Origin of the sequence: Paenibacillus thiaminolyticus (genome assembly GCF_003591545.1) — a bacterium.
Lineage (GTDB): Bacteria > Bacillota > Bacilli > Paenibacillales > Paenibacillaceae > Paenibacillus_B > Paenibacillus_B thiaminolyticus_A.
Window position 1 is genome coordinate 223,508 of the sequence record NZ_QYZD01000003.1, and the last position, 22,401, is coordinate 245,908.

14 protein-coding genes and 1 riboswitch are annotated in these 22,401 nt (G+C 57.2%); of the genes, 10 read left to right on the forward strand and 4 right to left on the reverse strand.

Annotation, left to right across the window (positions count from 1 at the left end; genetic code table 11):
• Nucleotides 1-411: 411 nt before the first annotated feature.
• Entirely contained in the window at nt 412-1,113 is a 702-nt protein-coding gene (locus DQX05_RS06000; RefSeq protein ID WP_119791763.1) for an AIM24 family protein, read from the reverse strand.
• A gap of 12 nt (nt 1,114-1,125) precedes the next feature.
• Nucleotides 1,126-1,542, reverse strand: a complete 417-nt coding sequence (locus tag DQX05_RS06005) for an MreC domain-containing protein (protein ID WP_119791765.1) — start codon at nt 1,540-1,542, stop codon at nt 1,126-1,128.
• 203 nt (nt 1,543-1,745) lie between these two features.
• On the opposite strand from DQX05_RS06005, the gene DQX05_RS06010 reads away from it, so the two are divergent.
• Nucleotides 1,746-2,780, forward strand: coding sequence for a LacI family DNA-binding transcriptional regulator (locus DQX05_RS06010; RefSeq protein WP_259391812.1), 1,035 nt, complete (start codon nt 1,746-1,748; stop codon nt 2,778-2,780).
• Nucleotides 2,781-2,977: 197 nt separating this feature from the next.
• Nucleotides 2,978-4,195, forward strand: a complete 1,218-nt coding sequence (locus DQX05_RS06015) for an acyltransferase (RefSeq protein ID WP_119791766.1) — start codon at nt 2,978-2,980, stop codon at nt 4,193-4,195.
• 22 nt (nt 4,196-4,217) lie between these two features.
• On the opposite strand, the gene DQX05_RS06020 is transcribed toward DQX05_RS06015, so the two are convergent.
• Entirely contained in the window at nt 4,218-4,658 is a 441-nt protein-coding gene (locus DQX05_RS06020; protein ID WP_119791768.1) for an arylsulfatase regulator, read from the reverse strand.
• Between the two features lie 138 nt (nt 4,659-4,796).
• Here DQX05_RS06020 and DQX05_RS06025 point away from each other — a divergent pair, with 138 nt between their 5' ends.
• A complete protein-coding gene (locus DQX05_RS06025) occupies nt 4,797-5,162 on the forward strand; it encodes a helix-turn-helix domain-containing protein (RefSeq protein ID WP_119791770.1) in 366 nt (121 codons plus the stop codon).
• A gap of 701 nt (nt 5,163-5,863) precedes the next feature.
• On the opposite strand, the gene DQX05_RS06030 is transcribed toward DQX05_RS06025, so the two are convergent.
• A complete protein-coding gene (locus DQX05_RS06030) occupies nt 5,864-6,337 on the reverse strand; it encodes a helix-turn-helix domain-containing protein (RefSeq protein ID WP_119791772.1) in 474 nt (157 codons plus the stop codon).
• 116 nt (nt 6,338-6,453) lie between these two features.
• Nucleotides 6,454-6,543: riboswitch (cyclic di-GMP riboswitch) on the forward strand.
• A gap of 87 nt (nt 6,544-6,630) precedes the next feature.
• On the opposite strand from DQX05_RS06030, the gene DQX05_RS06035 reads away from it, so the two are divergent.
• The 7 genes from DQX05_RS06035 to DQX05_RS06065 all read left to right on the forward strand — a co-directional run bounded on the left by DQX05_RS06035 (nt 6,631) and on the right by DQX05_RS06065 (nt 22,361).
• Nucleotides 6,631-7,344, forward strand: a complete 714-nt coding sequence (locus DQX05_RS06035) for a 4'-phosphopantetheinyl transferase family protein (RefSeq protein WP_182914635.1) — start codon at nt 6,631-6,633, stop codon at nt 7,342-7,344.
• A 6-nt stretch (nt 7,345-7,350) separates the two neighbouring features.
• Complete coding sequence (locus DQX05_RS06040) at nt 7,351-14,103, forward strand: non-ribosomal peptide synthetase (RefSeq protein ID WP_119791776.1); 6,753 nt, start codon at nt 7,351-7,353, stop codon at nt 14,101-14,103.
• Nucleotides 14,104-14,412: 309 nt separating this feature from the next.
• Nucleotides 14,413-14,775 carry a protein kinase gene (locus tag DQX05_RS06045; RefSeq protein WP_119791778.1) on the forward strand — a complete coding sequence of 121 codons (363 nt, stop codon included), beginning with the start codon at nt 14,413-14,415 and terminating at the stop codon, nt 14,773-14,775.
• Between the two features lie 127 nt (nt 14,776-14,902).
• Nucleotides 14,903-16,561 (forward strand): methyl-accepting chemotaxis protein, encoded by a 1,659-nt coding sequence (locus tag DQX05_RS06050; protein ID WP_119791780.1) that lies wholly within the window; start codon nt 14,903-14,905, stop codon nt 16,559-16,561.
• Nucleotides 16,562-16,922: 361 nt separating this feature from the next.
• Nucleotides 16,923-18,668, forward strand: coding sequence for an ABC transporter ATP-binding protein (locus DQX05_RS06055; RefSeq protein WP_119791782.1), 1,746 nt, complete (start codon nt 16,923-16,925; stop codon nt 18,666-18,668).
• Nucleotides 18,661-20,484, forward strand: a complete 1,824-nt coding sequence (locus DQX05_RS06060) for an ABC transporter ATP-binding protein (protein ID WP_119791784.1) — start codon at nt 18,661-18,663, stop codon at nt 20,482-20,484. The genes DQX05_RS06055 and DQX05_RS06060 overlap by 8 nt, the downstream gene beginning before the upstream one ends.
• Before the next feature lie 815 nt (nt 20,485-21,299).
• Nucleotides 21,300-22,361, forward strand: coding sequence for a DUF4198 domain-containing protein (locus tag DQX05_RS06065; protein ID WP_119791786.1), 1,062 nt, complete (start codon nt 21,300-21,302; stop codon nt 22,359-22,361).
• Nucleotides 22,362-22,401 lie beyond the last annotated feature (40 nt).

Consider the following 22,401-nt stretch of genomic DNA (forward strand, 5'->3'; position numbering starts at 1 on the left):
CTCTTTGACCGGATATTATATTAAACTCCTGCAAAAGTACATTATTTCCGCCGATTTTTGCTTTCCATTTCTTTCCTATGCTGAAATTGATGCGGTTTTGCAGGAACTCCTGTAACAGAGTAAAAGTCATAAGGGAAAACTGTAGTTTTACAGTTTTCGGCAAGTCGAGCTTTGAGAGCCAGGGGGGCGGTCTCACTGTAGCGAAATACTACTTTGCGACAGCCCCTTTTCGCGTCTTCACGGCAGTTGACGTCTCTATATCCAATCGCCTGACAGGTCTCGTCTCCTTACTGGAATTTATATGTTAATAGTAATAAAAATGTGTTTCATTTTCGCGAAGACCATGCGCTTATTTTCGGGTATTCCCTCCGAGAAGCTACCACGGTACGATGAGTCTTATGACTCCGCACTCTATTTGATAAATACGCCCCCGAACGGGATAACCTCGCGCAGAATGCGCTTGAACAGCCCTTCATCGTTCATCTCGTGTACGAGCGATTGATTCTGCCGTCCGGCCTGGATGAGAACGGTACCCCTGCCGGTCATCATCCAATGATAATTCATATGTTGGCTGGCCAGATGATTGCCGTATACGCATAATTCCAGCTTTGCGTTCTCAGGGTAGGCGATAACGCTGCCTGCGTCCACGTAGAGCGGTTGATCCGGATGAAGCTCGGCATCGCAAGCGGTGCCTTGGGTCAGGATACCAATCTGCCCTTCGCCGGAGAACTTCACCTTGACAACATCCTGCGTGATGAGCATGTTCTTCATGCTCAAAATGCGTGTCTGCATCGTGATGCCTTCCGTATAGAACAGCAGATGCCGCACATCATAGAGCAGGTCGCTCTCCCCGGTCAACGGAACGGGCTTCATGCTGAACCCGGGGGGCAGCGCGGTCAGGAATTCGCAGGGTCCGGTGAAGCGGGCCTGGATAAGCTTCTTCTTGCGGTACATGCCCTTGGCGGTCATCAGCCGGTCAGAGCGCCCGTCGGGAGCGCCGCGATAGGCAATAATCTGCTGCGGATGGAGCACGTTCACCTGTTCTCCCTCTTGAACGCGGAAGGTGACGGCTTGTCCGTTCATCTGGTTCTCGTGTTCAAATATAATGTCCATCCGGAACTCCTCCTATCTTGCGCGGACCCGCATCCAGACACGCAGGCCGCGCAGCAGAACGAAATACCCAATCAGAAGGCCGGCAGCGGTGAGCACCAGCGCCCTCATCTTGCGGTAGCTCGCCTGGCGTTCCTCTTCGAGCTGCTTCAACTCAGCAACCATGCGGGTGAGCTCCTGATTCTGCTCGATTAATTTTTGGTTTTCCTGCCGGTATATCTCCATATTTTGATGGGCTTGCTCTAATTGGTCGACGGTCTGGCGGTAATTTTCCTTCAATTCATTGACTTCGGAGGGCAGTTCGGAAATATCCTTGATAGTGCCCCACCATCCGGCATGCGCCGCGGGCTGGCCGGAAAGAAGCAAGAAGCAGAACATCGATACGATAAGTGCACCGCGGCGGAGCGGCTGCGTAATGTATGGCTTATTCATTCCCGATGCCCCCTTGTATGCGAACAATGACTTCATACCAAGAAATACGAAAATTATGTCGAATCGTTTCCTATTTTGGTCAATCTGAATGATAAAAGCAAGTATTAATTGCTGGTTACCGAGGGAGGAACGTTGACTCTTGGTAACGGGCTCCGGTACACTGAGGAGATACAAATGCTGACAAGAGGAACGGGATATATACGATGGATAGATTCGCTAAGCCCCCGACGGCGGAAGGAGCGCGCAACACCATGCCTCCGTTGATCGGCGGTGCCACCAACATGCATCCGGAAGCGCCAGGCAACTTGCGTAGAGCCGGGGGAGAATATCAGGAACAACCGGTCGGGGACGCCCGGAAGCGAGCTCCCAGGAACTCAGGTACCATCGGGCTGTTCATTGTCCAGGACCATAACAGGATCTATGAGGATGACTTGTTCTATGGCGCGATCGTGGGCGCCATTATCAGTCAATGCGGGGAACGGGGCTACCAGACGCTGGTCACAATACTGGACGTGTCGGATGCAACCCCGCTGCTTCGCTTATACGAACAGAAGAGCATCGACGCAGGACTTCTAATCAGTTGGTCTGATGTGCAGGGTATCGTCGATCAAGTCAGCCGGGCTGGGTTCGTGATCGGGGTGCTCAATCAGAACAACGTCTCCCAGTCCGCTACCGTGCTGCCGGCTCCTTATCTGGACAACAGGAAGAGCGCTTATGAGGCGACCCGCTATTTGCTTGACCTGGGCCATCGTGACGTGGCCATTATTACAGGTCCTACGGGGCAGCCCTGCTCTTCCGAACGCCTGGCAGGATTTCTCGATGCGGCGCTCGGTCAAGGTGTGGAGGTGCCGGATTCACGCATATGGTGCGGGGATTTCACCGAGCAGGCCGGGGCGGCCGCCGCTATTCACTGGCTGGAGGCAGACGATCTCCCCGCTGCGGTGTTCTGCTCCAATGATCTGATGGCGTACGGGCTGCTGAAGGTGCTTCGTCAGCAACAGGTAGCGGTCCCTGAACGTCTGTCCGTCGTTGGCTTCGACGATCTGATTATCTCGCGGTATACTTGTCCGCCGCTGACAACGATGTCCATCCCGCGGACAGAGATGGCTGCGTATGTGACGAATCGGCTCATACATCAGTTGGAAAATCCGGAAGAAGCATATCCGCTGCCTGTCTTCCGCGCGAAGCTCATGGTGCGGGAGTCGTGCCGGGCCGTCCGCGTTCCGGATTTCGTGTAGCCGTGCCCCCTTCCAATTGAACAGGCTGCTCCGTTCTCGGAGCGGCCTGCTTGTGCTCAGGCGGAACGGCGGGGGAGAACTCTGCACAAAGTTTTTTGTCATTATGTACACATTCCGTGTTTTTTAGTTTATTTTCAGGTTAATGAGATACAATGGGGGTTCACATCACCTTGTGACGGAGGGGAGAGGAACTGGCCGTGGCAATTGATCGTTCTCACGCCGCACCGAGGAAGGAGCGAATTGACGAAATCACCATCTTGCGCGCATTCGCGTTCTTTGCTATTGTGCTTCAGCACTGCATTGGAGAGTATATTTACCGGCCGGACATTCCGGCGGAACAAGCGATTTTTCTCGGGATGATCTATCATTTTACCCGGTATGGGACGCTGACATTTGTTTTCTTGTCAGCGGTTATTCTATTCTACAATTACGATTACACCGTACCTTACGGGAACTTCCTGAAGCGCCGGGCGGCAGCCGTGCTGGCTCCGTTCACCATCTGGACCGTCATATACGGGATATATACGCTGCGAGGGCAACTGCTGGCGCCGGAAGGGTGGAGGCTGCTGGCGAGCCAATTCATTACCCCGACCTACGGCTATCAGCTCTGGTTCGTGCTGATGATCTTCCAGTTGTATCTTATCTTCCCATGGCTCGATCGAGGAGCCCGCGCTATCGGACGGCGGATTCAGTCCCGTGCCGCCGGGCAGGGGCAGATCGAACGGCGCGTTGTCCTGCTGTTGGCCGCCTTGGCCGCAGCCTATGCGGGCCTGATGTACTGGTCCTACAGCATGGCGCCGGCCTGGGATGCGCCAGCCTGGCTGCGTCCGCTGCTCGGGCACCGGACGATGCTGCTGCCGTTCTATTTTTTCTATATCGCGCTAGGCATTGTCTGCGCATGGCATGTGCAGCGCTGGCGCGATCTGATGCGCCGCAGCGTGCCCTGGAGCCTGCTGCTGTTCATTATCTTCTACACCTATGCAGGCTATCGGCTGCTGGAGGCCGGTGTAGCGCCCATTAATTTGAATATTTCCACCTATCTCAAGCCGTCGGTGTTCCTGCTTATCCTCGCTCAACTGCCGCTGATGTATGCTCTTGCGCTATATGTCTGCCGGCGGAAGGGAAGAGCTTACCGCATCCTGCACAAGATAGGAACCTATTCCTTCGGCGGCTATCTGGTTCACGTGCTTGTCCTGGGACAGATTGCCCGCTTTACCCGCGAGACCCCGCTTGCAGGCATGCATGCCGCATTGACGCTGATGACGTGGGCCGCCGTCGCCGCCTTGTCGATCGGGATTACGATGCTGCTGGATCGGCTGCCGTTCGGCGTCTGGCTGACAGGACCGATGGGCCGCCGTCAGGCTGCTTCAGCCAAGCAACTGGGCAGCAATCCGGCCGCGCTGCCCTATCGATAACAGAAGCAGAGCAAGACCGCATTTACGAATCGCGGTCTTGTTGCTCTGTCAGGAAATGCACATAATCCGCACCTGTCTGCAGGAAGAAGGCATACGCGTCCAGCGGATGATCGTCGGAGGCGAAGGAGATGCAGATGCTATAGTTGCATTTGGACTTGACTTCATTATACGTGAAGGCGATCAGGCGAAGCAGTACGGCTTGATTCATTACGGATGGCTGGAGGGCGGCAAAGACGGCGGGGTATTCATGTTGAAGCATCCGTGAACGTTCGTAGCTCAGCGGCTGTAGATAACTGTAAGGGGCGCTGTCCACAATGACGAATCCGTACAGACTCTCTTCGCGCTGCAGCATAACGATATGTTCCTTGTTGAGCATGTACAGCCCTTTGAATTGGTACCAGAGATGCTCGTTCCGCTCGTTGCATAGTACGACGTCTTGAACGTTGTGGATTTTGACATTCACGTCATCACCTCGCAGAAAACATAAATAACTTCATATAGAACATAATAACATTTATAAGTTTTAAAAACAATAAAAGCATGAATATGGGTATTTTGCTTCCCGGAAGTTTTTTATAAGCTTAACTGTGAGGTGACGGGCATGTCGGACTTGAAAATATTTTTGGGCGCGCGGATTCGCGAACTTCGGAAGCAGAGAGGCTATACGCAGGCGGAGCTGGGAGAACAGTGCGGAATGAAGGCTTCGTATATCGGCGGCGCTGAACGTGGCAGCTTGAATATTTCACTAGATTCGCTGGAACGGATTGTTCGTGCGCTGGATGTCAGCATTGAACAGTTTTTCTCGTTTGACACGGCAAGCGTGGATGCGGAACGTCTGGGCATCGCCGGCACCCTTGAACTGCACGTGAAGCTGTTGAAGGGGCGGGAGGCAGAGGATGTGAAGCTGGTCCACCGAATTGCGAAGGACATGCTGGAGACGTTCGATCGGAGAATGAACAATAATTAGAGCAGTAATGAGCATTGAGAGCGGGGAAGCGCGCCATTGGCGGAAGCTTTCCTTTTTCTTTGTTGAACAACTGCTCAATGACGGTATTTCTTGCTATCCAAGCAACGACATCCAACCAAATAAAGCAGCAAATCTATGCAGCTTTATTAATAACTTGCAGCCAGTAGAGTGATGTGTAAAATAAATCCAGATATATATTTCTATTTGTATAAAACCAATATTTTATAAGGAGGTGGAGTATGATAGTCGATCGGATATGACGATTTCCCAAACTGGATTAATGAGAAATATGAAGAAGAGGTAGTAAAGAGAGTCAAGCAGCCGGAAGAGGATCCGCCGATTATCCTTTATTTTTTAAGCAAATGTAACGAGACTTATATTATTACTGGAAAATCTCCATTGGTCGGGACATGAGCAAGCCTGTTTCTCTCCTTCGCGTTCCGCTCAAACATCCCGCAGCCACGCTGCCTTCCAAGAATAAATTTTCTCTCTTAGGTATACGTATTTTTCCGAGTGAGACTTATTTATCATTACCACTAACGAGTGTATAATTCTATTTACCTATTACGCTTTCTTCTCTTTTTCCTCGAAAAATGACATATATTGAGTTGCAATGTCGAATTTTGCTCCGTATTATTAAGGGGTGGCGTTAATTAGTCGACATCTAATTGCCGATATTATGAATAGAGCTTGAGAAGGATCTATTCGTCGGTACGATTGAGCACATAGCCGGATGAGGTGTACTTAAGACCTAATCTGCGAAGCATATCCCGAACGCCCGTCCGCGTCATATGCACCTGGAACTCCTTTTCCAGCAGATCCTGGATGTCACGCATCGACCAGCCCGCCAATGACCCGGTAGAGGGCTTGCGGCTGCTGATGATGCCGATCAGCTCTTCTTCCTGCTCAGGGGTCAGTATTCTTGGCTTCCCGGGAGAAGCAACGTTGGTTAGCAGTTGTTCGAGGCCGCCGCCGTTGAAGATTTTGACATAATTCGATACCGTCTGGCGGTGAATGCCCAACTGCTGCGCGACATCCTTAGCGGTGTGTCCGGACATGACAAGACGGATGGCCTCCACCTTGATCCGCAGCTTCGGATCTTGAATGGTGGGTGCCAAGCGGCTCAAGGAATAGATACTCCATCCATGACGGTTCGTAATCAACAGTTTTCGCATTATCGGCTCACGCTCATATCTATACTTTTATTCGTAGTATGGGTATAGAAGCATGACGCTATACAGAGAGAGCCGCTGCCGCGGAGAGAGCAACCGTAGTGGATTTATACAACAAAACTTGAAAAAGGCAAACTTGTCGAAAGGCAAGGACGCAAAGCCTCGGGCCTAACTCTCCTTCATGGAGCTATGGCGGCCGGGTTGCCATGTTGAATAGGGGACCATTCACGTTCTTTATGGTGATGAGGCTATTGCTGCATGTAGCCTTTTTTCTATGCATAGAGGATGCTGAGCCTATGAAGATTGCTGCTCTCCGCTGGGACCGACACTCCGATGACCGCATCGTGCATCGTCTCGTTCCGTACCTGTCTGTCGAACAACAGGAGCGGTACGCGAGGCTGAGCCAGCGTGCGGACCGTCATCGCATGGTTATCGCCGAAGTACTCGTTCGGTGCCAGATTTGCCGTCTGACCGGGAGGAGAAACGACGAGATCGCATTCATCCGGAACCGGTACGGCAAGCCGTATTTGGCCCTAGACAATTCAATATATTTCAATCTATCGCATTCGGGTTCCTGGATCGTGACGGCGATCGATCGCTGCGATGTCGGCATTGATGTCGAGCGGATCGGGCCTATGGATCCCGAGGTCGCCCGCACCCTGTGCACGCCTCGGGAATACCGGATCGCTATCGGTCTGGCGGCGGATGCGCGTGCCGGCTTTCTTCACTGGCTGTTGACGGCCAAGCAGAGCTATCTCAAAGCCCGCGGAACCGGACGATACGGTCCGCTGGATGAATTGGAGATACTGCCGGACGGGGTTCACCCTTGGCGGCTTCCATCCGTATGGCATGCGCGGGGATATGTCTTTACCCGGATCGAGAGTCTGGATGCCGGGTATTGTGTGACGGCATGCGGTGTCGATTCCAAGATTGCGCCCATAGAACATTGGACATTGGAACAATTATTGGAACGGTTTCAACCCTATTGTTCGTCAATTATAAGGAGCTGAATCATTTTGTCTGCAATTCCATTTACAACCGAACAGCTTACGGGCTATGACGCCCATACATTCGAGATTCCTACCGCCATCGTGGATGGAGTGGAACTTCTGACACGCGCCCGTTCGGTCACATTGGAGGCTGCAGTGGGCGTAGCATGGAGCGGTCTGGTCGTACGATACCATAACGCAGAGGAAGTGATTCTTCATGCGATGGCCAGCCAGAGCGGGGAAGGAGTGCAAGTGCCGGTTCGTCCGGAGGGGACGCTGTGGAGCGCGGCCCAGGCGCTGTGCCGCCAGTTGAAGACCGGCGGGCAGGAACTGGGCGCCGGCGGGGACATCACGACTTGCTGCTGGTGCCAGGATGCCGAGGTGCTTGGCAAGACGAGAACCGATATTTCATCCGGAGACCTGCATGGCCGGATTTTGGGTAGGGAAGAACCTTTCCTTGCCCCTTATTTATTTACGATTTATTATCGGCCGGAGCGCTTCAGCCTGGATGCCGCCAAGCAGATGGGTCAGCAGTTCAACCAGATGCTGAACGAGGCGGTGCAAGCCCCGGACAAGCCGATCGGAGAGTGGGATCTTCTGACGAAGGAGGAGATTCAGCGCTTCATCAATCGGCACAACCGGACACAGTATCCTTATCCGAAGCACCGGACTGTGCCGTCTCTGTTCGAGGAGCAGGCGGAACGCATACCTGACGAACCGGCCATCATCGAAGAGGGTCGCCAATTTACATATAAGGAATTGAACCTTGCCGCGAACCGGCTTGCCCATTATTTGCGCAAGCATGGGGTGGAACGCGAGCAAGCGGTAGGGATACTCGCCGAGCGGACGGCGGAGATGGTCATCGGTATTCTCGCCATCATCAAGGCCGGCGGCGCGTACGTCCCAATCGATCCGGATCATCCGCAGGATCGGATTCAATATTTGCTGGAGGACAGCGGAGCGCGTCTGGTGCTGACGAGCGCCGACCTGTCCGGACGCTTGCCGGCGGATGCGGAGCAGGTGCCGTTGGCAGGGACGGCTTGGGCCGATCAGCCGGATCATAATCTGGAACCGGTCGGCGGCGCAGAGGATTTAATTTATATTATCTACACCTCGGGATCGACAGGCATGCCGAAGGGCGTTATGGTGACCCATCGCAACGTGGTCCGTCTTGTCAAAAATACGAATTACGTTGATTTCCAGGCGGGAGATCGCATCCTCCAGACCGGATCGCTCGTGTTCGATGCGTCCACCTTTGAAATCTGGGGCTCGCTCCTAAATGGAATCGGCCTCGTGCTGGTCGACAAGACGACAATATTGGACAGCCGCCAATTGGAGCAAGTGCTGCGCCGCTTCGGCATCACGACGATGTTCCTGACGACGGCGCTGTTCCTTCAGCTGATTGACCGCAACCCGGCCATTTTCAAGCCGGTGCGCCAGTTGTTCGTCGGTGGCGAATTGATGTCGCCGAAGCATTTCTACCGGGCGGCGCAGGAGTGCGCGCCGATTCGGCTGTCGAACATCTACGGCCCGACGGAGAATACGACCTTCTCGACCTGCTATGAGCTGAAGGAGGAGCGGGAGGGCCCGATTCCGATCGGCACGCCGCTCGGGAACTCGACGGTATATGTTGTCAATGCGCACGGCAAGCTGCAGCCGCCTGGAGCAATCGGGGAGCTATGGGTCGGCGGAGACGGCGTAGCTCGCGGTTATTTGAACCGTGACGATCTGACGGAGAAAATGTTCATCGACAGCCCGTTCGTACCGGGGGAACGAATCTACAAGACCGGGGATCTGGTCCGCTTATGCGCGGACGGCCAGTTGGAGTTCGTCGGGCGCAAGGACCATCAGGTCAAAATTCGCGGCTACCGCATGGAGCTCGGCGAGATCGAAGCCCGCATCCACAGCCATAGCCAGGTAAAAGAGACGCTTGTCACCGACTTCGAGGAAGCGCCGGGACAGAAGGCGTTGTGCGCTTACGTCGTCGCGGAAGGCGGGCTGGATGCGGCCGGGCTGAGAGCCTATCTGGCGCAGCTGCTGCCGGAATATATGGTTCCCGGCTATTTCATGTTCCTGGATCGGATGCCGCTGACGATCAACGGCAAAATTGACCGGGCCAAGCTGCCGCGGCCGGAGAAACAAGAGCGGGCAGCGGTCCATTATGCGGCCCCGACGAACGAGACGGAGCGCAAGCTGGCGGCCATCTGGGAGGAGTTGCTTGGCATCGAGCCGATTGGCATCGACGATCATTTCTTCGATCTGGGCGGACACTCGCTCAAGGTCGCTCAATTGCAGGCGCGAATCTATGAGACGTTCCAGGTGACGATCTCCTTCAAGCTGCTGTTCGAGATGCCGCATATCCGCTCGCTCGCCTTGTTGATCGCCCAGCTGGAGCAGGGCGGCTTCGAAGCGATCGAGCCTGCGCCGGACAAGCCGCATTATCGGCTCGCCCCGGCCCAGCAGCGAATGTACGCCTTGCAGCAGCGGACGGATATCGGCATGGCGTACCATGTGCCGCTTCTCTACCGCCTGCCGGGGGACTGCGATCCGGAGCGGCTGGAGCAGGCGTTGCGGAAGCTGGTGGAGCGCCATGAGGCGCTGCGTACGTCCTTCCATTGGGAGGACGGCGAAGTCGTCCAGCGGGTCCATCCGGGACTCAGCTTCGCCATGCAGCGGCTGGAAGCCGATGGCCGCACGCCAGAGGAGGCGGCGGCATCGCTCCTGTACCCGTTCCGCATGGAGGAGGCGCCGCTGCTGCGGGCGGCCTGGATCCGGCTCGCGGAAGGCGAAGCGGCGCTGCTGCTCGACGTTCATCATATCGTCTTCGACGGAACGTCGTTGAGCCTGCTGGCGGAGGAATTGGCCGCCTTGTATGCGGGCCGGGCGCTTCCGGCGCAGACGCTGCATTACAAAGATTACGCTGAATGGCAGGCGGATCGGGAGAGCCGGGAGCAGGAAGCGGGAGAGGCGTATTGGCTGCGGATGCTGGAAGGCGAGCTGCCGGTGCTGGAGCTGCCGACCGACTTCCCGCGGCCGCCGATGCAGACCTTCGCGGGGGACATCGTCCGCGCGGCGCTGCCGGCCGCCGATGCCGCCGCACTGAAGAAGCTCGCTTCGGAACGGGGGACAACGCTCTATATGGCCCTGCTCGCCGTGTACAATCTGCTGTTGGCCGCTTATGCGGACAAGGAGGATATTATCGTCGGCTGTGCCGTCGCGGCTCGCACCCATTCCGATCTGGAACGGATGATGGGCATGTTCGTCAACACGCTGCCGATTCGCAGCTGCCCGGAAGGGGGCAAATCCTTCGCGGACTATCTTGCCGAGCTGAAGGATAGCTTGCTGGCGGCCTATGAATACCAGACCTATCCGCTGGACAAGCTGGTCGACCAGCTGTCCTACCCGCGGGATATGAGCCGCAACCCGTTGTTCGACACGGTCTTCGTCATGCAGAACATGGGCGATACGACACTAGAGCTCGACGGCGCGGCCTGCGAGGCCATTCCTTATCATAACGGCACAGCGAAGTTCGACGTGACGCTGGAGGCCGTGGAGCGGGAAGCTGCCGTCTTGCTGAACTTCGAGTACAATACGGCCCTCTTCCGCCGCGATACGATCGAGCGGCTGGCGGGTCACTTCCTGCAGCTCGTGCAGGAAGCGATACGTAAGCCGGAGGCGCTCATCGGCGAGCTAGACATGATTACGGAACGGGAACGGGAGCAGATCGTCGCCGAGTTCAACGGGACCGAAGCGGCCTATCCGCGCGAAGCGACGATTCACGGCCTGTTCGAGAAGCAGGCGCGGCGCACGCCGGATCGCACGGCGGTCACCGATCCGCAGCGCTCGCTTACCTATGCCGAGCTGAATGCGGAAGCGAACCGGCTGGCCCATGAGCTGCGGCGCCGCGGCGTCCGCCGGGAGCAGGCGGTCGGCGTCTTGACCGAGCGGACAGCAGAAATGATCGTCGGCGTCCTGGCCATTATGAAGGCGGGCGGCGCATATGTGCCTATCGATCCGGATTATCCGGCGGATCGCGTCGATTACTTGCTGGAGGACAGCGGCGCGCAGCTCGTGCTTGCGAGCGGTTCGCTGGCGGGGCAGCTGCCGCCGCACATCGCTCGTGTCGGACTCGAAGCGGTTGCAGCCGCAGCCGGCTCAAGCGGCGAAGAAGAGATCGCGCTCGAGTCGGATAGCGTGAATGAGGCGGAGGATCTCGCCTATCTGATGTACACGTCGGGATCGACGGGCAAGCCGAAGGGGGTCATGGTGACTCACCGGAACGTCATCCGGCTCGTGCAGAATACGAACTTCGTCAACTTCCAGGAGGATGACTGCATTCTCCAGACGGGCTCGCTGGTGTTCGATGCTTCGACGTTCGAGATCTGGGGAGCGCTGCTGAACGGCCTGCGCCTGGTGCTCGTCGACAAGATGACGATTCTGGATGAGACTGCCCTGGCCGAAGAGATTGAACGCCACGGGGTAACGATGATGTGGCTGACCTCGCCGCTTTTCACTCAGCTGGCGGAGAAGAATCCGGAGCTGTTCCGGCCGGTGCGCACGCTGCTCGTCGGCGGCGACGTGCTGTCGCCGAAGCATATATACCGGGTACGCGAAGCGAGCGCGCCTATCACGATTATCAACGGGTACGGGCCGACGGAGAACACGACGTTCACGGCCTGCTATGAGATTGCCGGCGAGCGTCCCGGCTCGATCCCGATCGGGAAGCCGATTGCCAATTCGACGGCTTATGTCGTCAACGCGTTCGGCAAGCTGCAGCCGATCGGCGTTCCAGGCGAGCTGTGGGCCGGCGGCGACGGCGTCGCCCGCGGTTATTTGAACCGGAGCGATTTGACCGCTGAGAAGTTCATCGACAGCCCGTTCCGGCCGGGGGAACGAATCTACAAGACCGGTGATCTGGTGCGTTGGCTGCCGGATGGCAATATCGAATTCCTCGGGCGGAAGGATCATCAGGTCAAAATACGCGGCTTCCGCATGGAGCTGGGCGAGATTGAGGCGCAGATCCGGAGTCATCCGCAGGTGAAGGACGTGCTCGTGTCCGTCCGCGAGGAAGCGCCGGGGCAGAAGGCGCTCTGTGCCCATATCGTGGCGGAAGGCGATCTGACGGCGGCCGATGTCCGCTCCTATGTGCTGACCAGCCTGCCGGATTATATGGCGCCGGCCTATTATGCCTTCCTCGAGCGCATGCCGCTGACGACGAACGGCAAAATCGACCGTTCGAAGCTGCCGGAGCCGGAGAAGCTCGAAGGCGTGTCCGGTAGCATGGCGGCGCCAGAGAACGATATCGAGCAGAAGCTGTCCGATGCGTGGCAGGAGGTGCTCAGTCTGACAGCGGTCGGCGTCGAGGACAACTTCTTCGACATCGGCGGCCATTCCTTGAAGGCGATCACGCTGGTCGCCCGGCTGAAGCAGGAATTCATCGTCGATGTCGCCGACATCTTCGCGTATCCGACGATTCGCCAGCTCGCTCGCCATATCGAATACCGGCCGAACCATCTGCAGGAGAAGCTGGCGCGCATACGCGAACGGTATGCCGCGGCCCGGGACGGGGAAGCGCCTGTCGTGGAAGAAGCTCGCCGCCGCTATCGCAGCGGCATCGAAGACTGGCTTCATCCGGAGGCGCAGCGCCGGATCGAGTACCGCCATGTGCTGCTGACGGGAGCGACCGGATATCTGGGCGCCTATCTGCTGCACGAGATCATCTCGCGCACGGGCAGCGAGGTCAGCGTCATCGTGCGGGGGCGGACGCCGGACGAGGCGCGCGGGCGCTTGGCGGACAAGCTGGCCTATTATTTTGGCTCAGATTGGTTCCCGAGGCATGCCGGGCGTATCCATCTCGTGAACGGCGAGCTGTCGGCGGAACGGTTCGGCCTCGAGGCCGGGGAGTATGAGCGGCTCGCTGGCGGGATCGACTGCATCGTTCACGCGGCCGCGAACGTGAAGCATTACGGCCACTATGACGAATTCGTGCAGAGCAACGTGACGGCAACGGAACGGCTGGTTGAGCTGGCGCTGGAACGGACTCCGAAGGCGTTCCACCATGTGTCGACGATGTCGGTCGGCATGGGCTCCATCGAAGGCCGCGTCGAGGTGCTGTTCACGGAAGATGACGGCGATCTCGGCCAGCAGCATCATAACGTCTACGTGAAGACCAAATTCGAAGCGGAGCTGCGCATTCAGGAAGCCCGTGCCCGCGGCCTGCAGGCCAGCATCTATCGGGTCGGCAATATCGTATGCCATTCGGACACGGGCCTTTTCCAGGAAAATATCGTGGACAACGCTTTTTACAATACAATCAAATCTTATCTTGGCCTGGGGGCCGTGCTGGCGTCGGAGCCGGATACCGATCTGTCCTTCGTCAATCAGGTGAGCGCGGCCATCGTTACGCTGTTCGACAAGCCGGCGCTGTACAACGGCACGTACCATGTGTACAACCCGCATCTGATCAGCTTATCCGAGCTGCTGGCCGCCCACCCTGGCATCGCGGTGAAGCCGCTGGCTGCCGGTCCGTTCTTCGATGAACTGTACGCCCGCTTCGAGCGGGAAGAGAAACGTGAGGCGGTCGAGAGCGTGCTGCTGCACAACGGCTGGATGGATGAAGCATCCGGAGGAACCGTCTTCGTGCATACGGCGGAACGGACGGCAGCACTGCTCGCTCGCTTTGGCTTCGCATGGACGAAGCCGGCGGAGGCGGAATTCCGGCGCCTGCTTGAGCACGCCGAGACGGTGGGCTTCCTGCCGCAAGCTTCAAGCCGGGATTAGAAGGCTCACCTGTCTGGACTAGCTCGGTCTAATACGGGCAAAGGCGGACGGACACGAATGTACCGACTGATACGGACGGAAACGGACTGATGCGGACGGGGACAGACGAATACGGAGTGACTGCGGTTTGCCCCTGCTTCTATTGCGGGATGCTGAGGCCGGTCCCCACCGCAGAGGCAAGCGTAGATCATGTCTGGGAGGGGATAAGAGAGAACAACAAAGAGATTCACAGCAGGAAGACCAGCGCATTATGGAATGGCATGATTTCTTACTATCAACGATGACTACATTTGAGGAGGACTTACAACTATGTTTAACGTAAAATACGATGCCGCGAAAAACCGGATTTATATCAAGCTCGAAGGCATGATGGGCATGGACGAGGCGAAGGACTATGACAACACAACCCGCCAGCATGTCGACAAAGCGAAAGAAGGATATACGTTCTGCATCGATATGGCGGACGCTCAGCCGGCTCCGGCAGAAGTGAATGAATATTTGGCGGGTCTGCGCGAATATATGGCCAAGAAGAAAATTCTCGGCTCGGCCATGATCGTCAGCTCGGCGCTCACGAAGCTGCAGCTGTCCCGATTGATCAAGGAGCTCGGCGGCGACAACGGCGTATTCCAGAGCTACGAAGAAGCGGACAAATATCTCGACAGCTTCAAATAAGAGTGCGGACTAATTGCGAAAAAGACTTGCCCGCGATGCGGGGAGTCTTTTTCCACATAACGGCCTGTAACGAACGAAGAATGGAATGACTGGTGTTCAACGAATACAACCCGAAGGTGAGAAGACAATGAACGCTCAAATCACATCCGTGACCAAACGGCTGAAATTCATGGGCAACTGGTGGAATAAGTCGCTGTTGGCGCGAATCCTCGTTCCCATGACGTTGTTGACTTTGCTTATCATCGCAGCAACAAGCATGGTCAATGTCAATTTTTTGAAAGAAACGATAACGGACCTGATGATTAAAGAGACGGAGCAAGACGCGGCCCATGTCAGCAACTTGATCGAACGCGGCGGCGACATGACTCCGGCAGAGCTGCTGGAGAGCATCGCTCTCAATAAACACAGCTACGCGCTCATTGTCGAGGGCGGGGAGATCGCGGCGGTTGCAGGTGCCGCAGACAAGACGAAGCTGGCCGATTATCCGCAGCTGAAGCCGCTGCTGGAAGCGCCACATTCAAGCACGTTCCTGGATAATCAACTGGAGTATGGCGTATCCCGCCAGACCGGGAAGTATCGTGTCATCGTCGTGTCCAGTCTACTGGATTTCAGCGAAGGGATCGGATACTATCAGTTGACGCTGCTTGCGGTCGCGATCGCCTCTATCCTGGTGATTTGCGGAACGGTATGGCTGCTTGTAAAACGGTTCATGGTGAAGCCGATCCATGAGGTGGCCGAGACGCTGGACCGGATCGGAGGCGGCGATTTGACGCAGCGTCTCTCCATGGATGTGAACCGGCAGGATATTTGGGGAATGGTCGCCCGCGGGGTAGACAACATGACCTCGAATCTGCGGAATCTCGTCGAACAAGTCGTCACGACAAGCGACAAGGTCACCGTCACCTCGGGAGACTTCGTCCACAGCGCACAGGAGACGAGCAAAGCCTCCGAGCAAGTGACTCTTTCCTTGCAGGACATCTCGCAGGGCGTGGACGAGGAAGCGCGCATGCTGCGCAATATCGGCGGCACGATGGAGGATATTACGATGGCCATCGGCGAAGTAGAGCAGGTCGTCAAGTCGATGACGAGCGATTTCACGAGCGCCAGCGAACTGGTATCGAGCGGCAGTGTCATGGTCCAGGACACGGTAAGCCAAATGAACGAGCTGGCTGAAAACGTCGGCTCCAGCTCCGTCGTTATTAACGAACTGGAGCATCGTTCCGGCAAGGTCGGCGAGATTATCCAGATTATTACGGAGATTGCAGGACAGACGAATCTGCTTGCCCTGAACGCGGCGATTGAAGCGGCCCGGGCCGGTGAGCACGGTCTTGGCTTCGCGGTTGTCGCCAATGAAGTGCGCAAGCTGGCCGATCAATCGAATCAGGCCGCACTGGAGATCCAGGAGATCATTTCTCTCGTCCAGGCAGATACGCACCAGGCCGTCGAGTCGATGAGCAAGAGCACGCAGCTGGTCGAGTCGGGAATGGAGAGCGTGAACCAGACCGGGCAAGTGTTCCAGGCGATCGTCAAGACGATCCGGGAAGTGTCAATCAATGTGGAAATGGTCGATGCGATCGTGCAGGAGGTCAATCTGAACGCCAAAGAAATCTGGGATCGGGTTCAGGGGATTATCCAAATTTCCGAGGAATCGTCGGCCAATGTGCAGTCGATCGCGGCCGCGACCGAGGAACAGAATGCGATTATGGAAGAATTGGCCCTCTCGTCCGAAGAGCTCAATCGCTTGTCGGGCAATCTGCGGGAAGCCTTGACGAAATTCACTGTGTAATGAAAAAAGGATATGCCTATTATTGGCAGCGGCCGTGTTCTCTTCATGAGGGCACGGCCGTGTTGTATTCGGGGGCCGGAGAGGCAGTCTGTAGCAAGCCGCAAGCATATGCAAGAAGGTGCCGAAGGGTATGTTGGGGCAAAAATCAAGTGAACAATTCGTAAATTTCGTAAACAAATAGATTGAACCGTTATTGCAATTGTTTTAATATCTATATGTTGACATATTGGTCCTGAAAGGAGGCGAACATGCTGATGAGAGACAGGGATGGATCCGTTCCGCCCGCCTTCAAGGACTGCGGATTCGATCACGATCTCTGACGGCGCTGGACTCGATAACGGTACGGGATGTGAGAGAGAAGATGAATGGAAAGTCATTGTTATTCGGTCATGTTCGGGCTCACTGGTTCTTTTATGTGACGGCGGTGCTGTTCATGGCAGCCGCCAACGTTATCAATGCATTCTACCCCACTCTGCTCGGCCAGTTCACGGACGAATTGCAGCAGAACGGGTTGACGCGGGCCGCGGTCATTCACTACAGCCTCTGGCTCGCGGCGATTGGCGTCGGGTATGGCGTGCTGTTCGGCTTGGGACAGTACATGAATCACCGTCTTGGCCGGCTGTTCGAGTTCAATACACGGCAGCGGCTGTTCGGGCAACTCACCCGGTTGAGCGAGCATTATTATTCCAAAAACGGGGTCGGCAAGCTGCTCAGCTACTTCATGAATGATGTGAGGGCCGTCCGGGAATCGATTGCCAACGGCGTCAACCAGATGACAAATGCCACGATTCTGCTCGTGTCCGTCCTCGTGATGATGCTGCTGAGCCATATTCCGCTGCATCTGGTCTTCATCTGCGTCCTGCCGCTGCTCTCCATACCACTGTTCGTCGTCTACTTCGGCCCCCGCATTCGCATGCGCTCCCGCGCCGTGCAGGATGCGCTCGCCGGGATGACCGAATCGGCGGAAGAACAGTTCGGCGGCATCAAAGTAACGAAAACCTTCGCGGTAGAGCATATCGCCCAATCCCGCTTCGACGGGACGGTCGACCATATCCGCGACAATCAGCTTCGTCTCGTGCGGATGACATCGCTGTTCCAGGCGCTCATTCCGTTCGCCGGAGCGCTGTCGCTGGCGTTAGCGATCACATACGGAGGGATGATGTCCATCCGCGGAGAGCTGTCGCTCGGGAGCTTTGTTACATTGACGCTTTACCTGCGCATGATCATGACGCCGCTGCAGCAGATTGGCAACGTGATCAATACGATGCTGCGTTCCCGCGCGTCGCTGGACCGGCTGAACCGTCTGATGGAAGAGGAACCGGATATCCGGGAGGAGGAAGAGGCGGTTGCGCTGCGTCCGGGGGAGGCAGAGCTGGAGCTGCGCCATCTGTCCTTCACTTATCCGGATAGCGATACCCCCTCGCTGGAGGATATCAGCATCCGCATCGCTCCGGGCAAGACGCTCGGCATCGTAGGGAAGACGGGGAGCGGCAAGACGACGCTCGTCAAGCTGCTGCTGCGGGTATACGATCCGCCGGAGGGAAGCGTCTTTATCGGCGGCAACGATATCCGGCATCTGACGCTGGAGAGCCTGCGCACGCAGATCGCGTACGTGCCGCAGGACGGGTTTTTGTTCAGTACGACAATTCGCGACAACATCGCTTTTTATAACCGCGAGATCGATGACGGGCCGGTTCGGGAAGCGGCGAAGCTGGCGGACATTTACCGCAATATCGAAGACTTCCCCGACCAATTCGGCACGAAGCTGGGCGAACGGGGACTTACCTTGTCCGGCGGCCAGCGCCAGCGCACCAGTCTGGCCCGCGGGCTCATCAAGAACGCACCGCTCCTTATTCTGGACGACAGCGTCAGCGCCGTGGACGTCGTCACCGAGTCCGCCATCCTGGCGAATCTGCGCCGCGCCCGCAAGGGCTTGACGACGCTCATCATCGCTCACCGCATCAGCGCGGTGCGCCATGCGGACGAGATCGTCGTCCTCGATGAGGGACGGATTGTGGAGCGCGGCACGCATGCCGAGCTGCTCCGCCAAGGCGGATACTATGCTTCGCTCTATGCGATTCAAGAGGAGGGGATGCTCGATGCGTGAATCAGCCAGCGCGAAGCCGGATGTCGCGCCGGACATCTCGCGCGAGGATCGCATGCGCTCCTTCGCCGCGATGCTGGCCTACGCCAAGCCGTACCGGCTGACCTTCCTCGCGGTGTTCGCCTGCACCTTCTTCGCCATCGGCGCGGATCTGCTGCAGCCCTATCTGGTCAAGGTGGCGATCGACGAGAACATGCTGACGGGCGCGCACGGGGCAGATACGCTGCTGCTGCTCGGCGGGTGCTACTTCCTGCTGGCGGCGGTCAGTCTGGTCTTCTCCTACGTTCAGGCGAATCTGCTGCAAAAGGTAGGGCAAAGCATCGTCGGCCAGCTTCGCAAGGATCTGTTCCGCCATATTTCGAAGCAGTCGATGTCCTTCTTCGACCGCCACCCGATCGGCAGTCTTGTGACGAATGTCTCCAGCGATACGGAGACGATCAACCAATTTTTCACGCAAGTGCTTTTGAGCCTGGTGCGCGACGGCTTGTCGCTCTTGCTGGTCGTCGCCTTCATGTTCTCTCTGGATGCGCAGCTTGCGCTGTACTGCCTGCTGCTGTTCCCGGTCATTTTCGCTATTGCGGCCGCTTTCCGTTCGCTGCTGCGTTCGGCGTACCAACGGGTGCGGGGAGAACTGTCGCGGCTTATCGCTTTTCTGGCGGAGAACTTGGCGGGCATGAGCTTGATACAAGCATTCCATCAGGAAAAAGAGCAGACTGACCAGTTCTCCCGCCGCAACCGCAGCTATTTGCGCGAAAATTTGCGCGAAGTGCGCACGAGCATTTTGTTCAACCGCTCGTTCGATATGCTGGGCAACCTGTCCGTTGCCTTCGTCGTCTGGCTGGGCGGGATGGCCGTGCTGGACACATCGCTGGAATTCGGGGTGTTATACGCCTTTATCAATTATATTCGCCAATTTTTCCAGCCCATCAACCAGATTACCCAGCAATGGAACACGCTCCAGTCGACGACGGTGTCGATGGACCGCTTATGGCGCATTTTCCGCGTCGAGCCGCAGGTGACCGACCCGGAACCCGGGCAGACGGTCGCGGTGGAGCCGCAGGAGGTTCTCGGCCAGGTGGACTTCAACCATATCCGCTTCGCTTATGTCGACAAGCGCGATGTGCTGCATGATCTCGATCTGCATATCGCTCCCGGGGAATTCATCGGGATTGTCGGCACGACCGGCGCAGGCAAAAGCTCGCTCGTCAGCCTGCTGGCGCGGTTCTATGATGTCCGTCAGGGCAGCGTCGAGATCGACGGCGTCGACATTCGCCGGATGAAGCAGGAGACGCTGCACCGGATCGTGGGCCTGGTCCAGCAGGACCCGTATCTGTATTGCGGCACGATTGTGGACAATGTCCGCCTGTTCCAGGAGGAAGTGCCGCGCGACCGTGTGATCTGGGCCTGCCAGGCGGTCGGCGCGGACAGCATGATCAAGCGGCTCAAGCACGGCTATGACACACGCCTCTCGGAGCGGGGCAGCGGGTTGTCCGCCGGCGAACGCCAGCTGATCTCCTTCGCCCGGATTCTCGTGTTCGAGCCGCGCATCCTCATTCTCGACGAGGCGACGGCCCATCTGGACTCGCATACCGAGCGCCTCATCCAGCAGGCCCTGAATGTCGTCTCGAAGGGCAGGACGACAATCGTCATCGCGCATCGCCTCTCCACGATTCAACATACCGACCGCATCATCGTCATGAGCAGCGGCCGGGTTATCGAAGAGGGAGATCACGAGGCGCTGATGAAGCAGGGCGGCAGCTACGCCGAACTGGTGCGCCATTCCCGCACCGGCGCCGCGGAGCTGCAGGCGTCCATGTAGCGCGCCGGCTTCTCCGCCAGGGTGGGGAACGCACCGCATGGAGGGTGCGCCCCGGCCAGAAGGCAGCGCTTAGCGTGGAGGGTGCGCCCCGGCCAGAAGGCAGCGCTTAGCGTGGATGGTGCGCCCCGGCCGTAAGGCGGCGCTCAGCGTGGAGGGTGCGCCCCGGCCGTAAGGCGGCGCTCAGTGTGGAGGTTTGGCCGCGAGGCAGTGTGCGAGGCGTGCGAGGCTATGCCCCGCATGGAAGCCAATTCCCCCACGGAGCGGCTTCGTTCGCATCAGCGTCCTCCCTTTTGTCCACGCCTGATCCAATCAACTCGAAGTTGAATCGAAGCCTTTTGCGATCCGCATGGACGGCATCCATGCGGTTTTTTTTATTTTCCGGGCGGAAGATTCAATCAATTCCTGCATGGGTGCAGCTTTTTGCCCCTCAGAGGGGAGAATCGGGCAAAATTCCTGCAAAACAGCATCATTTCGCTCCCAAATCCCTTCCAACCCAGCCCAAACGGAGGAAATTGCTGCGGATTTGCAGGATTTCCTTTTTCCTGATTTGAGGTCAAGAAAAAAGCTGCAGAATTGCAGTTTTGGCCGAAGCGGGCGACCGGGAAGACAAGCTTCCCACCTCCACAGATCGGCAAGAACAAGCCTCTGCTTCCGCCGATCGGCAAGGACAAGCTTCCCACTCCCATCGGCGAGGAATGTTCACGTGATTGCTACATTTTATAGCTAGATGGAGTCATGTCAGCCGTAAGCAACTCAGTTACACTGTGGGGGCGTGATCTAGATCACAATTTTGTAACGGAAAGGTTGGGATATGTATGAACATGAAAAAAGCCGCCAGCGTACTGCTCGGCACTCTGCTGTCTGTCACGCTCGCCATCCCGGCGTTCGCGCATGATGGATGGTCGCAGACGAACAGTCCCGTGATTGGCGCGGGTGAGGTCGCCTATGTTGACATGATGCTCGGCAATCATTCCAATGAGCACCGCAGTTATCGCATCGCCGGCCAGTGGAGCACCGATTCCTCGAAAGTATACGTCATGAACCCGGCGGGCAAAAAAATCGACATTACCGATACGCGCTTCTATACGGGCGAAGCGGCGACAGAGACGGAGGCGGCGCTTAACAACTATTTTGTGTCCTCGTTCTCCTCTTCCCAGCCTGGAGCCTATATTGTCTCGGTCGAGGGAGACAGCATCTTCAAGGGAGCCGATACGGCGAGCCGCACCTTGCGCAGCGCCAAATCGTTCGTCGCCGTCATGGACATCCCGACGATGAAGCGGGCCTCGATGCTAACTGGCTTCCAGCGTCAAGTGAGCCCGGACCGCGCCGAGCTGGTGCCGTTGTTCAACCCGGCGGCGGCGCAAGCCAATACCTCCGCCGAAGTCCAATTGCTGCTGAAAGGCAAGCCGTTGGCCGACACCGAAGTATCGCTTATCCGGCGAAGCGATTCGGAGGCGGTGACCGTGAAGACAGATGCCAAGGGCATCGCGAAGTTCAAGCTGGGCAGCGCCGACTATTATTTGCTGCGAGCCAAGCCGGCCACCAATGAGAAGCGCGAGGGCGAGTATGACACCGTCAGCTATGAAGCGACGATGACCTTCGTTGTCCAGAACGGCACCTATGAGCTGTCCGGCACCCCGGCCGAGGCGAAGCCGCAGGTGTTCCTGAACGGCAAGGCTCAACCGGATGCCTCGTTCTCCTTCGCCAATGGATCGCTGATGGCGGATGCGGCCTGGGCGAAGAAGGCCCTCGGCAATCAAAGCTCCGCATCTGCGGTCTCGCTGCGGGACGCCGCTTCCGAGGCGGGGGCCGTGCTGGAATATTTGCCGGCGGTCGGAGCGAACCGCGCCGCCATCTATTTGTACCTGACGAAATAATCTGCTTCCTCTGGGCGGGCCGCTGCATGAGCTTGGCGGC

Excerpts from the sequence above, each read along its gene's own strand:
- DQX05_RS06065 (WP_119791786.1), top strand. The coding sequence starts at position 21,300 with ATGAACATGAAAAAAGCCGCCAGCGTACTGCTCGGCACTCTGCTGTCT.
- DQX05_RS06030 (WP_119791772.1), bottom strand. The coding sequence starts at position 6,337 with ATGCGAAAACTGTTGATTACGAACCGTCATGGATGGAGTATCTATTCC.
- DQX05_RS06025 (WP_119791770.1), top strand. The coding sequence starts at position 4,797 with ATGTCGGACTTGAAAATATTTTTGGGCGCGCGGATTCGCGAACTTCGG.
- DQX05_RS06055 (WP_119791782.1), top strand. The coding sequence starts at position 16,923 with ATGAATGGAAAGTCATTGTTATTCGGTCATGTTCGGGCTCACTGGTTC.
- DQX05_RS06045 (WP_119791778.1), top strand. The coding sequence starts at position 14,413 with ATGTTTAACGTAAAATACGATGCCGCGAAAAACCGGATTTATATCAAG.
- DQX05_RS06035 (WP_182914635.1), top strand. The coding sequence starts at position 6,631 with ATGAAGATTGCTGCTCTCCGCTGGGACCGACACTCCGATGACCGCATC.
- DQX05_RS06060 (WP_119791784.1), top strand. The coding sequence starts at position 18,661 with ATGCGTGAATCAGCCAGCGCGAAGCCGGATGTCGCGCCGGACATCTCG.
- DQX05_RS06000 (WP_119791763.1), bottom strand. The coding sequence starts at position 1,113 with ATGGACATTATATTTGAACACGAGAACCAGATGAACGGACAAGCCGTC.
- DQX05_RS06005 (WP_119791765.1), bottom strand. The coding sequence starts at position 1,542 with ATGAATAAGCCATACATTACGCAGCCGCTCCGCCGCGGTGCACTTATC.
- DQX05_RS06050 (WP_119791780.1), top strand. The coding sequence starts at position 14,903 with ATGAACGCTCAAATCACATCCGTGACCAAACGGCTGAAATTCATGGGC.
- DQX05_RS06010 (WP_259391812.1), top strand. The coding sequence starts at position 1,746 with ATGGATAGATTCGCTAAGCCCCCGACGGCGGAAGGAGCGCGCAACACC.